The sequence below is a fragment of the Curtobacterium sp. PvP017 genome, assembly GCF_054060195.1.
The window spans coordinates 172,356-184,536 of record NZ_JBSSCY010000001.1 but is presented as its reverse complement, the minus strand read 5'-3'; the positions used below and the strand labels follow the sequence as shown (position 1 = coordinate 184,536).

General features: G+C 68.3%; 11 protein-coding genes. 3 read left to right on the top strand and 8 right to left on the bottom strand.

Annotated features, from left to right (window positions below; translation table 11 throughout):
- The first annotated feature begins 1 nt into the window (after window position 1).
- Window positions 2-1,300 (top strand): hypothetical protein, encoded by a 1,299-nt coding sequence (locus ACVKXF_RS00890; protein WP_456794560.1) that lies wholly within the window; start codon window positions 2-4, stop codon window positions 1,298-1,300.
- Between the two features lies 1 nt (window position 1,301).
- Here ACVKXF_RS00890 and ACVKXF_RS00885 read toward each other — a convergent pair whose 3' ends face one another.
- The 8 genes from ACVKXF_RS00885 to ACVKXF_RS00850 form a co-directional block, all read right to left on the bottom strand.
- The gene (locus ACVKXF_RS00885; RefSeq protein WP_456794559.1) at window positions 1,302-2,387 is read right to left on the bottom strand and encodes an acyltransferase family protein; all 1,086 of its coding nucleotides are present in this window, start codon (window positions 2,385-2,387) and stop codon (window positions 1,302-1,304) included.
- 42 nt (window positions 2,388-2,429) lie between these two features.
- Window positions 2,430-2,945: an acyltransferase gene (locus ACVKXF_RS00880; RefSeq protein ID WP_456794558.1), complete on the bottom strand. Its 516-nt coding sequence runs from the start codon at window positions 2,943-2,945 to the stop codon at window positions 2,430-2,432.
- Window positions 2,942-4,174 carry a hypothetical protein gene (locus ACVKXF_RS00875; RefSeq protein ID WP_456794557.1) on the bottom strand — a complete coding sequence of 411 codons (1,233 nt, stop codon included), beginning with the start codon at window positions 4,172-4,174 and terminating at the stop codon, window positions 2,942-2,944. The genes ACVKXF_RS00880 and ACVKXF_RS00875 overlap by 4 nt, the downstream gene beginning before the upstream one ends.
- A complete protein-coding gene (locus tag ACVKXF_RS00870; RefSeq protein ID WP_456794556.1) occupies window positions 4,171-4,902 on the bottom strand; it encodes a glycosyltransferase in 732 nt (243 codons plus the stop codon). Before ACVKXF_RS00870 ends, ACVKXF_RS00875 begins: the two co-directional genes overlap by 4 nt.
- 500 nt (window positions 4,903-5,402) lie before the next feature.
- Window positions 5,403-6,332, bottom strand: a complete 930-nt coding sequence (locus tag ACVKXF_RS00865) for a glycosyltransferase family 2 protein (protein WP_456794555.1) — start codon at window positions 6,330-6,332, stop codon at window positions 5,403-5,405.
- On the bottom strand, window positions 6,322-7,020 hold the full coding sequence (locus ACVKXF_RS00860) for an acyltransferase (RefSeq protein WP_456794554.1): 699 nt from the start codon (window positions 7,018-7,020) through the stop codon (window positions 6,322-6,324). The genes ACVKXF_RS00865 and ACVKXF_RS00860 overlap by 11 nt, the downstream gene beginning before the upstream one ends.
- A complete protein-coding gene (locus tag ACVKXF_RS00855; RefSeq protein WP_456794553.1) occupies window positions 7,017-7,889 on the bottom strand; it encodes a glycosyltransferase family 4 protein in 873 nt (290 codons plus the stop codon). Before ACVKXF_RS00855 ends, ACVKXF_RS00860 begins: the two co-directional genes overlap by 4 nt.
- Before the next feature lie 200 nt (window positions 7,890-8,089).
- On the bottom strand, window positions 8,090-9,208 hold the full coding sequence (locus tag ACVKXF_RS00850) for a glycosyltransferase (protein WP_456794552.1): 1,119 nt from the start codon (window positions 9,206-9,208) through the stop codon (window positions 8,090-8,092).
- Window positions 9,209-9,434: 226 nt separating this feature from the next.
- On the opposite strand from ACVKXF_RS00850, the gene ACVKXF_RS00845 reads away from it, so the two are divergent.
- Both ACVKXF_RS00845 and ACVKXF_RS00840 read left to right on the top strand, forming a co-directional pair.
- Entirely contained in the window at window positions 9,435-11,186 is a 1,752-nt protein-coding gene (locus tag ACVKXF_RS00845) for a DUF4012 domain-containing protein (protein WP_456794551.1), read from the top strand.
- A 106-nt stretch (window positions 11,187-11,292) separates the two neighbouring features.
- Window positions 11,293-11,853: a sortase gene (locus ACVKXF_RS00840; protein ID WP_456794550.1), complete on the top strand. Its 561-nt coding sequence runs from the start codon at window positions 11,293-11,295 to the stop codon at window positions 11,851-11,853.
- Window positions 11,854-12,181 lie beyond the last annotated feature (328 nt).

Genomic DNA, 12,181 nt, shown 5'->3' with positions numbered 1-12,181 from the left:
GATGGCTCCGACTCATTCCCGCAGGACAGCGCTCGACTGGGCTGGATCGGAATCGAACGGCGCGGTCCGCGCGGTGGCGGCGATTGCAGCCTTGGTACTCGTGTTCAAGGTGCCAGGTACGACGCTGTTCCCGGTTCTCACGCTCCTGCTGGGGATCGTCCTCGCGCCGATCGTCGTCCGGAAGCTGACCACGTTCCAGACCGGGCGAGTTCTGCTGCCGTTGGCATTGATCGCGCTCCTCAACGGCGTCGTGCTCCGTCTCACGGTCGAACCGACCGTCGGGACAAACGGTTCGCTCGTCACAGCTGTCACGCTGTCGACCTGGCTGCTGACCATCCCGATCGGCGTAGGGCTCGCATGGTGGGCGAAGGACCAGCTGGGCCCGATCGGATTCGTGCGCCTCGTGGTCTTCGGCGGTCTACTGAGTGCGCTGCTCATCGAGCAGCCCTTCTCTTGGAAGGGGAACACCGGCGTCTACATCACCCTGATGGTGCTTGCCGTGCTACCTGTCCGCCGCGCGTGGCTGGTCCGGGGAACGCTCGCTGTCTCGGCGCTGCTCAGCAGTGTCTCCGATGCTCGGTTCATGTCCCTGATCGCGATCGTCGTACTGATCTCGACCTTCGTCGGCGGACGAGCTCGCGCGCACATCGCCCGGCATCCGCTCCCTTGGATCGTGATCATCGTCGCGAGCCTCATCGCGCTGGCACAGGGTGCACTCGTCGCCATGCGGAGCGGGCTGCTGGGCCCTGCGATCGCCGCTCGCACCATCGCGCAGACGGCTGGGGGACGATCGATCGTCGAAGGATCCAGGACCGAATGGGCCGCGACGCTCCACCTGTTCGAAGTGCATCCGTGGGGCTTCGGCCTCGGAGAGATCACGAACGGAGGTCTCGCGCGGGAAGCGATCGCGCACGTGCAGTCGGTCGGTGGTGACTACACGGCTCAGTACTTCATCGTCGACGTCTTCGGGCAGCGCGTCGACCTGCACTCCATCGTCGCCGACCTCTGGTACCACTTCGGCGCGGGAGGGGTGCTCTTCGGAGCGGTAGCTCTGGTGCTCCTCGTCGGATCGCTGCCGAAGGCACTGGGTCTCCCGATCGGGATGTCCGCTCTCGTTCTCTTCGCCGTCTTCACGGGCGTGTGGGATCTCTTCTTCAGCCCGATGCCGGAGTCGGATCGGCTGATGCTCGCACTGATTCTCGGTGCCCTCAGCGTGACCGGGTACTTCAAGCCGCAGGACCTGGTTCCCGTACATCTCGAATCGGGCTCAGCACCCGATCGGGCTGGCACGGTGCGCTGAGTCAGATGCGATGGCCTGGGCCGCCCAGCGTCTGGAGACGCTTCGCGATCCGGTGTGACGGACCCTCGACCACGCGGTAGAACGTCACCGCAACGAGGATCGAGAGTGGAATCGAGATGAGCGGACCGAGCCCGCTCAGCCCTGGCGGGAGCAAGATGCCAACAGAGACCACCACGGGCTCGTGGACCAAGTACAGGCTGAAGGAGATCCGACCGAGCCACTGGCAGGGCGCGGTGTCGAGCACCCGCCGCGCACTCGGCCATCGAACGGCGCCGACGATGACCGCGAGCGCACCGAGCAACAGGAGCGGTTGCACAGCGGGCTCAGTGACCCCGCCAAATGGCGCGAGCCACCATCGTGCCGTCACCGCGATCAGGCCGATCATGAACATGGCCGCGGCGACGCGTGATGTCAGCTGGAGACGGTCCTGTCCGAACGCGGCAGCGCAGAAGCAGCCGATCAAGAAGACGGGCAGATAGGTGAATGCTGCGCTGTTGAGGGCAACGCCCACGGACGAGATGGCGACCAGTGCGACGGTTGCGGTGACCCAGTAGCGCTGCGTGTGGAGCACTACGATCACTGCCAGCGGCAGCAGCAGGGAGAAGACGACCTCCCAACGCAGCGACCAGAGTGGACTGTCCAGGAAGTCCGGAGACAGCAAGGTCGCGTTCCGGGCGATGGACAATGGCGTGAGTGGGATCTCGTGCTGCGCCATCCAATCGCTCCGACCATCGAGTCCGACACGTGGGATCACCAGTGCCAAGAGCGCAGCGAAGAGGACCGCGGCGATGACCGGGAAGTACAGTCGAACGAGGCGACTCGGGTAGTACTTCGCCCAGGAGACCGCCCGAGGCCCTGTCTGTTGTCGAGCGAGGACGAATCCGCTCAGGACGAAGAACACGAGGACTGCCTCGCCACCCGCCCAGACCAGATGGAGCGGGGAGTACACGAACCACTTGAGACCCGCGGGCACGTAGCCGTCGTAGTAGCCCGCGCTCAGCGCTGGGACGACGAGCAGGGAATGGTGGACGAGCACGATCGCAGCTGCGACGCCGCGGAGCCCGTCGAGCGACGAGAGGCGCTGCACCGGAAGAGTCGCCGCCGCCTGACTCGTGGACCTGTCCATGGTTCAATGACCTTCCACGACGCGCGCTGGCACGCCGGCGACCGTCTGCAGCGGCGCCACAGAGCGAGTGACGACGGCTCCCGCCGCAACGACGGCACCGCGGCCCACGGTGACTCCAGGCAGAACCGTCACTCGGGCGCCGATCCACGCACCATCCTCGATCACGATGGGCTCGGCGGTCTCGCGGCCAGCGCGCTGGTCGGAGGTTCCGATCTCGTGCGAGCCGGTCACGAAGAGGCACTGCATCCCGATGCGGACCTTCCGGCCGATCGTGATCGGTGCCGAGCCGTCGAAGAAGCACTCGTAGTTGACGAAGGTGCCAACGCCGATCGACACATTGCGGGCGCCGAAGAAGCACCGCGCCTGGATGTACGAGCGATGCACGTCGAGACCGACGGCGCGGAGCAGTCGCCAGCGAGCACGGGGAACCACCGCTGCGCTGGCGATCAAGGTGTTGAGGACGAGATCCCGCGCTGCTCGGCGCAGTTCACGGCGAAGGCTGGTCACGAGGCCGATCATGCGTGGGTCCGTTCTGCATCGGGGGTCGGCTTGTTCCACAGCCGGACAGCGACCGCCGCTGCGATGGCCTTGAGGGCCGCCATGCCAGCGAGTGCGATCACGAGCCCGTCGAGTCCGAGGGTGAGCGTCAGGACGAGCTGTGTCGCCAAGTCGATGCTGACGACGACCAGACGAATCCGGTGCGGGACACTCGGGCGTGCGCCGAACCGGATGACGAGCAGCGCCGTGTCGAGCACGAGGTTGCCCGCGAGAGCGGCACCGACCGGGACGAGGAACGCAGCGGTATGACTGTAGTTCGCGCCCGCCACACCGGACGCCGCCACTAACCAGCCGATGAGGCCTGACACGACGACACCAGCGAGACCCGCGGCGACCCATCGCGTCGCTGCGCGAGTCCGAGCTGCCCCGGCGTTCCGGCCGAGGTCGCTCATGTGCACCAGGAGCAGCGGTGTCAGGGCCTGGATCAGACTGAAGACCGGTGCGAACACGACCGAGTACGCAAGTCGGATCCCGGTGGTCGCTGCGGGCACCGCGACGAGGTAGATGATCAGGATGCCGAGCTGGGAACCGAGCGCGGAGTACAGCGCTTCGGCGGAGATGCGCGACGCAGTACCGAACAGACCTGGGATCGATGACGAGTGCGGGCGCGCGCGAAGGACGGCGAGCCACGATGCTCCGCACGCCACGGCGAGGCCTGTCATCCACAGGACGAGAACGGGAACGTCGGTGCCGAGGAGGAGCAAGATCACCGCGACGCCGGCGAAGGCGGCGTAGGGCAGGGCGCCCACGATCGCCGCGCGGAACCGGCGCTGCAGCGTGAGCAGGTAGTGCGGGCCGTCCGCAAGGACGATCAGCGCTGCGAGCGCTGTCGGCGCCAGAGAAGCGGGTGTCGAGCCGCTCGCGATCCAGATCGCGCTCGCCGCGGTGGCGATCAGCGCGAACGTCACAGACGTGAGCGCGACTGCCCGCCCGGACATCACCTGGTCAACGGGCAGGCCCGCGCGCGACCCTGCCACGATCCGACCATCCATCGCGAACGACCGAGCGCAGGCCGCAGCGATGACACCGACCGCCGTCACGACGGTGAGTGCGGCGAACTCCCGCGTGCCGAGCGATGCGCTCGCGGTGATCGTGAAGAGGAAGAAGGCGGCCGACCACGAACCCTGGTCGATGAGCCGGAGGACGACGGGGTGCCGTGGGAGCGCACGGATGCGTGCGAGCGTCGTCATCGTGAGGACGTCAGATCGAGGGCTTCGCGAAGGAGGCCCCGTTCGGCTTCGAGCAGCCGGTCCGTGGTCCAGACGGTGCTCGGACGGCGGGGAAGGGACGCAGCACGCAGGACGGCATCGGCGATCGTCCCGATGGAACGGGGTGCTGACCGGGGGACGGTCACGCCCGAGGCGTCGGCGTAATCGAGCACAGCCGCGGCTCCGGTCCCGGCGAAGGCCACGACGGGCAGGCCGACCGATGTGGCTTCGCCGACGACGCCGGAGCCGCCCTCGCGGGCAGACAGATGCACGAGGACATCAGCCGCCTGCATCTCGCGAACGACGTCGTCGCGGGGGATCTGGCCGAGGAACTCGACACGTGCCTCGACTCCGAGACGATGAGCGAGGTCCACAAGCGCGTTCGTCTGGCCGGGAGCCGGCTTTCCCGCGATCCGGAGGCAGGCGTTCGAGAGCTCCGGCGTCGCCAGTGCCGCGATGCTCAGCTCGATGCGCTTGAGCGGTACCAAGTTGCCCACCGACAGGATCCGGATGCCGTCGCGATGGCCATCGCCACGGGCAATGGTGTCCGGCTCCGCGGCGATCGGACGGGTGTTGGGGAACACGCGCGCCGATGCGCCCACCGCCCGCAGCCGGTCGGCGAGAGCCGACGACGTGACGAGAGTGAGTCCGACACGACGGCCGGTTCGACTTGCGGCGATCGCGCTCAGGAAGTCGCGCAGCCGCTGCACGAGGTACCGGCTGCGCCAGTCCTTCGGCCGTGGTTCGTACAAGTAAGCATCTGCGCGTCCCGTCGAACCGACGGGACCCCAGACGGTGTGGGCTCGTCGGCGGAGCCAGGTGATCGGGGCCGGGAGGAGCTCGCTGGCGAACGTGACGTGTCGCGCGAGGACGATCCGGTCGACGTCAACGGCCCGGCGAACCGCGGCGGGCGTCCGCCATCCCCACACGATGTGTTCGACCCGCGTCAGCCGGTGGTGGCGGAGGGGCCGGGACCACAGCGGCTCCGGAGGGCTGACCAGCTGCAGTCGTGCGGCGTCGATGCCGTCGGCGCGCAACCGCTCGGCGGTTGCGATCCGGGAGCGCTCGTTCATCACCGCGACGACGTGTACGTCCCGTTCGTCGGCAATCTGGAGCCAGGTCGTCACGTACTCCCACCCGATCGTCGGTTCGCTCGGGAGTCGCGGATCGCAAGCGAACGCGGTCAGGACGACCACAGGGCGGTCGGCACTCACCGAGTGCTCCGGACGAGTGCCCTGCTGTACCCGCTGAACCGACGGGCCGCGGGGCTTCCCGTTCCGTGCCGCACGGCGGCGACGAGCCCGCGGAGACCGAGGCCGGAAGCGACGACGGCGGTCCAGAGCCCCACGGAGCGGCGCGAGAGAGCGAGGTCGGTGGCGTAGAAGTCGCGCAGGTTCAGGACCCAGGCGGCGTTGACCGTCGTCAACGCTGACGAATCGCTCTGGCCGACCAGGTGCGTGGCGCGCGCCTCCGGGGCCAACCAAACCCGGCGTCCCGCGCGTCGAACCCGGTGGCAGAACTCGATGTCCTCGGCGTACATGAACCAGCGCTCGGAGAGCCCGCCGACTTCGTCCCACGTGCGTCGAGCGACGACGAAGCACGCACCGGTCACCCACTCCACGGGCATCGTGCCATGGACCTGGCGAGGCAGGAGGTAGTGCCCCTCGAGGAGCGGGAGTCGCGCGCTCAGGCGGGACAGCCCGAAGTAGTGCGTGAACATCCGCCAGACGGTCGGCATCCGGCCGGCGGACACGATCCGCTGCGGAGCGGGCTGTTCGACGAACGGCGCGACCACATCGTCGGGGTGCGACCCCAGCGCGTCCCGGAGCACACGGATGCCGTGCGCCCCGATCTGTGCGTCGGGGTTGAGCAGCATGACGAGATCGCCGTTCGATCGGCGGACCCCCTCGTTCACCGCTCGTGCGAAACCGACGTTCTCGTGGTTCTCGATCACGGTGGCCGACGGCCAGGCGCTCCGGACGATGTCGACGGTGTCGTCGGCCGATGCGTTGTCGATGACCACGAGTTCGAGGTCGTCGATCTCTGTCAGTGCATCGAGTGCGTCCAGGACGACACCGGCGCTGTTGAAGGTCACGATGACCACCGACAGGGTCGACTGGACGCGGCCATCAGTCGTCACGGTCGTCCTTCCGGCTCGTGTGCACCTGCGCTGGAACCCCTGCCACGACGGCGAACGCGGGGACATCCCGGGTGACCACCGCGCCGGCGGCCACGACGGCTCCGGAACCGATGGTGACGCCCTTCAAGACGACGGCGCCGGCTCCGATCCAGCAATCATCGCCGATGACGACGGGACTGCGGTCGTGGCCCTGCTCGCGGATGGGGACGTCTAGGGCGTCGAACCGATGGTTCTCGCTCACGACGGTCACGTTCGGTCCGAGCAGGCAGTCCTCGCCGATCGTGACGCCGCCCTGGCCCCAGATCACGTTCCCGCGGCCGATCGACGTTCGATCACCGACGCGCACGCCGACTCCGGGCTCTGCCACGACACCACTCCCACGGATCTCGGCACCGGCACCGACCGTGACGTTCGCTCCGAGCCAGACACCGCGCTTCGCGAAGCCGTCGATCGTGACGTTGCGGTTCAGGGAAGCGCCTCGGCCGATCCGGACGTACTGCGGATGACGGACGACCACGCCGCGAGATCGGAACCGGGGCCCGATGTCGGTGAACCGCCTCGGAAGGGTGAGACCGCCGATGGCCTGCAGTCCCTTTGCCGCAGCGAACTGGCGCAAGACGCGCGGCGGGACGTCGGCGCTCATCTGCCGGCCTCGGAGTCGTGCGTAGAGGGTGTCCAAGATGCTCATCGGCGGGTGTTCTCCCTCTGGTAGCCAGCTCGGATCGCAGAGACCACGTCGGCCCACGGTCGGTTGCCGGGCGCCTGGTGGACCTCGCGACGCCACGGGCGGTCGATCTCCGCAGCGACGGCATCGGCGACGCCGACGGTGTTGCGCGGGTCGACGTAGGTCACCGCGTCGCCGAGGACCTCGTGGAACACCGGAAGGTCAGACGCGATGACCGGAGCTCCGCTCGCGAGGGCCTCGATCGGTGGCAAGCCGTAGCCCTCGTCGAGCGACATGAACAACATCAGGCGGCACTCGCAGTACAGCCACGCGAGCCGTGCGTCGTCCACCGCACCCGTGAACCGCACGGAACCGTCCTCCACCGCTGTGCGCGCGGCGGCGGGAAGACCCTCGGCGCGGCCGTCTGGACTGCCCACCACGACCAGCGGGAGATCAGACGAAACGCGCCCGGACTGCACCACCGCCTCGATGACGGTGCCGACGTTCTTGCGGACGTTGAGCCGCCCGACGGTGAGGAGGAAGCGACCGGGATGCAGCTCTGGGTCCGCATCGGTGCTCGCGTGCTCGCGTGCGATGGCAGTCGGGACGCCGAGGCCGGTCGCCTCCACGCGATGCAGCTGCGGGTTCCACGCCCTGATGCGCTCCGCTTCGGAGCGCGAGGATGTGAAGACGATGTCGGCTCGGCGAGCGAATCGTGGGATCAAGCTGAGGTAGATCCGCTCCGCTCGTGTGAACCACTCCGGGTTCGATTGGAAGAGCACATCATGTACGAAGACGCCGCTGTTCCGGGTGCCGGCGGCGAAGTTCTGAGCGAGCGTTGCGTCGAACGGCCCGAAGCGCCGTTCAGCCCGTCGGAGGGCCAGGCTGTTCATGAGCGGATGGACTCGGAGCGACGTCCCGGTGAAGACGAGATCCGGCGATTCCGCGCGAGCGTGCGAGACATCCGCTGCGGGAACGACGAGGTGCAACTCGTCCGCCGGGAAGGACCGCCGCCACGCTCCGACGATCTCGCGGAGCACCATGCGGCCGGACGGGGGCCCGCTCATCCACCAGTAACCGTCGAGCAGGACCCTCACGGCGAGTCTCCGGATGGAAGCTGCGCGCGGAGGAGCGCCTCGTAGGCGGCGCAGACCTTCTCCCAGGAGTAGACCTCCGCGGCACGCTGCCTGCCGAGGTTGGACAGCTCCCGCTGCCGGTCTGAGTCGTCCAGAACAGCGCGCAGGGCAGAGACGATCGCATCGGGCTGGGGTGCGGTGAACGCGCCCCTGTTGCCGAGCACTTCGCGGTTGTAGACGGTGTCCCGTGCGACCACCGGAGCGCCGAGCGCCATGGCTTGCACGAGAGCCGGGTTCGTCCCGCCGACGCTGTGCCCGTGGAAGTAGGCGCCCGCTCGGGCCCAGAGCGTGTGCAGGAGTTCGTCGTCGTTGACGTGTCCGAGCCAGTGGATCCGTTCATGCGCGTCGGCCAGAGCCTGGGCCCGTTGATCGAGTTCGCCGCCGAAACCCGACGAACCGACGATCACGACGTCGTGCGTGCGCGCGATCTCGGGTGCTGCTTCGAAGAACTCAGCGATCGTGTTCTCCGGTACGAACCGGGCGACGACCAGGACGTACGTTCCGTCCTCGAACGGCGTCGTGGCGTGAGGAGGACGAGTATCGCCGCCGTAGGGGATGAAGTGACCGTCACGGCCGAAGCGCTCGGACCAGTGCGAGCCGATCGCCTTGGCGTCGACGACGATCTCGGTCGCCCACCGAGCGGTCATCCGCGCGCCTGTCCGGAACATCGTCCGCGCGAGGCGACCCCACTTGGCCCGTTCCCACTCGATCCCGTCGACGTTCACGACCGTCGCGATCCCTCGCGCGCGGAGCAGCGGGAGCCAGAAGCCGTTGGCGACGTTCATAACGAGGGCGACATCGGGTCGTGTCCACAAAGCGTGCAGGGAGGAGGTGAGCCCGAAGGTCAAGGTGCTGAGCGACTTGCTCTGCAGGCCTCGCGTGACGACCGAGCGGACTCGGGGGTCGGCCTCGAACTCGTCGTCGGTCGTGCCGGGCCGGCCGTAGACGGTGACGTCCCAGCCGCTCGACGCCAGGTGCGGCGCGATGTGGCGGACAGCGGTCTCGAAACCGCCGTAGAAGCTCGGGTAGCCACGCGTGCCGATGATCGCCACCGATGGAAGACCTGTGCCAGTCAACTTGCCCCTCATCACGACCGAAGTCCGCGCGGTCGCTCTCCGGAGCAGTCGGCGCGTCGAACATAGCAAACGCGAGCACCTCTCTTTGCTTTCACGCGCGCTGATATCCCGGAACGCGGCCATGTCTCCGGAGGACGTCGACCCGGCCTCCTAAGCTGTGGCCATGTCGGACGAACCCGAGTCTCGACGTACTGCTCGGTCCCGGGGGCCTCGACGTCGCTGGGTCTTGTGGGGCGTCCTCTTCATCGTCCTGCTCGTGATCGCCGCGGTCGCCTGGGTGGCGATCCGCGGCGCGCTGGCGAAGCAGGACCTCGAGTCGTCCGTCGCGCACGTCGAGACGTTGCGGTCGCAGTTGGCGAAGGGCAACACGGCAGCGGCGCAGCGAACGGCGGCGAAGCTCGAGGCGAGTGCCGCCGATGCTCGGGCGAAGACGAGCGACCCGGTGTGGGCCGCCTTCGAGCACACGCCGTTCATCGGCGGCAACCTGCGCGCCGTGCGCCAGGTGTCGGCGATCGTCGACGACGTGGCGACCGACGCCGTCCGTCCGGTCGCCGGGGTCCTCGGCGACGTGGACGTCGACGCGTTCAAACCCGAGGACGGCAAGATCGACCTGCAGCCGCTCGTGGCGGCGCAGCCGGCGGTCGCGAAGGCGACCACCGCGCTCGGCAAGGCGACCCGCGCGGCCGACCGGATCGACACCGGTGACACCGTGTCGGCCGTGACGGACTCCGTGAACCAGCTCCGGGCCTCCTTGGCGTCTGCGTCGGAGCAGGCGGCCGTCGCGGACAAAGTGGTGCAGCTGGCGCCGGCGATGCTCGGCGACGGTGGCGCGAAGCAGTACCTCGTGCTCTTCCAGAACAACGCGGAGCTGCGTGCCGGCGGGGGGATCCCCGGAGCCGTGGCGCTGTTGGACGTCGAGGACGGCGCGATCTCGCTCGGGCAGCAGGCATCGACGTCGGACTTCCCCCAGACAGACGACCCGGTGCTGCCGCTGACCACGGACACGCAGGGCCTGTACGGCTCGATCACGGGGGAGTTCATCCAGGACGTCACGCTGACGCCCCGGTTCGACACCTCAGCGAAGCTCGCGCGGGAGATGTGGAAGCGGCAGTTCGGGGAGCAGGTTGACGGCGTGCTGTCGATCGACCCCGTGACGCTCGGCTACATCCTGAAGGCGACCGGCCCGGTCGACCTGCCGACGGGGGATCGGCTGACCTCGGACAACGCAGTGCAGCTGCTGCTCAGCGACGCGTACGCGAAGTACCCGGACCCGGCGGTGCAGGACCTGTTCTTCGCGTCGGCAGCCAGCGCGGTGTTCACGAAGGTGTCCGAGGGCGGCTTCGACCCGAAGGAGTTCATCGCGGCGCTGACGACGGGCGTCGACGAAGGACGGGTCAAGCTCTGGAGCGCCGACAAGGGTGAGCAGGCGGAGCTCACCGGGACGGCCATCGCGGGTGGCCTGCCGACGAGCGACTCGAGCTCGCAGCAGTTCGGCGTCTACCTGAATGACGCCACCGGCGCGAAGATGGACTACTACCTCGAGAAGACCGTCTCGGTCGGCAGCGAGGTGTGCCGGAAGGACGGTCGACCGACGTGGACGGTCGAGGTCAAGCTCACGAGCACCGCTCCGGCCGATGCGGCGACCAGCCTGCCGGAGTACGTCACCGGAGCCGGTGCGTTCGGCATCGCGCCTGGCGTAGTCCGGACAAACGTCGTCGTCTACGCCCCCTCTTCAGGGGTGTACGTCACATCCACTCAGGATGGCAAGACCGCGTCTCCACAGACGGCGATGGACGGCGACCATCCAGTCGCGCAGTTTCAGACCACCCTCTCACCAGGGAAAAGCACGACGATCCGCGTCCAGTACCTCGGTGCCGCCGACCAGGGCCGCACGCCGGTGGACGCGGTGTCGACCCCCGGAGTTCACCAGTCGGTTACACAACCCCTGGTCACCAGCTGTGAATCCCCGGTAGATTGAGCCCACTTCGCAATCGCGCCTGCACGTCCGGGGGGCTGATCGCACTTTCATCCGCCGGAGACATCAGGGTCCACGTGCGGAGCCATCGGGTCTAGGGGACACATCCATGAAGAAGATCATCGCTGCGGTCGTCCTGGCCGCTGCTGCGTTCGTTGCCGTTCCGTCCGCTGCAAACGCCGCCGGCTACGTGCCCGCGTCGAACGTCAGCGTCTCGGGTCCGGCTGTCGCCGGTGGCACCGCGACCGTCGGCTTCGCCGCCGGTTCGTTCGTCGCGAACGAGACGGTCTCCGTCTCCGTGACCGGTGCTGGCGCCGTCACGCTGGGCGCGCTGCCCATCACCACCGTCTCGAAGACCTACACGGCCTCGTCGACCGGTGCCGCTTCGGTCTCCGTCACGCTGCCGCAGGGCGCATCGGGCACCTACTCGCTCACCGCGACCGGCGCCACCTCGGGCAACGTGGCCACCTCGGCCCTGACCGTCGTCCCGGCTGACGGCACCGCCGTCGTCCCGGCCGCTGCTGCCGGCACCAACGGCAACGGCGAGCTCGCCTTCACCGGTTCCACGATCTCGATGCTCGCGATCTGGATCGCCGGCGGCGCCGTCGTCCTCGGTGGCGGCCTGCTGCTGGTCCGCACCTCGGTCCGTCGTCAGCGCGAGACCGTCTGAGTCTCCCCGCACTGCACGAAGCCCCTCGGAGCATCCGCTCCGAGGGGCTTCGTCGTGTCCGGCAGACCGGAGCGGCCGGTGGACGAGAGCCATCTCGCGACCCGGCGGCTGCGTCCGGTGGCAGGGGCGTGCCCTGGATCGCGGGGACTGTCAGAGGTCACCCGACTGACGGGAGCGAGCCGCGCCTCCCGTCCGGCTCGACAGCCATCCGTACCCCGTGAGCCGCCGATCCGGAAAACGAGTACCCCGATCACTGGCGTGTACCCCGGAAAGACGTCACACCGCCCCGGAAATCCGGGCAACGTCGATCAGTCGCATTGACGGAACC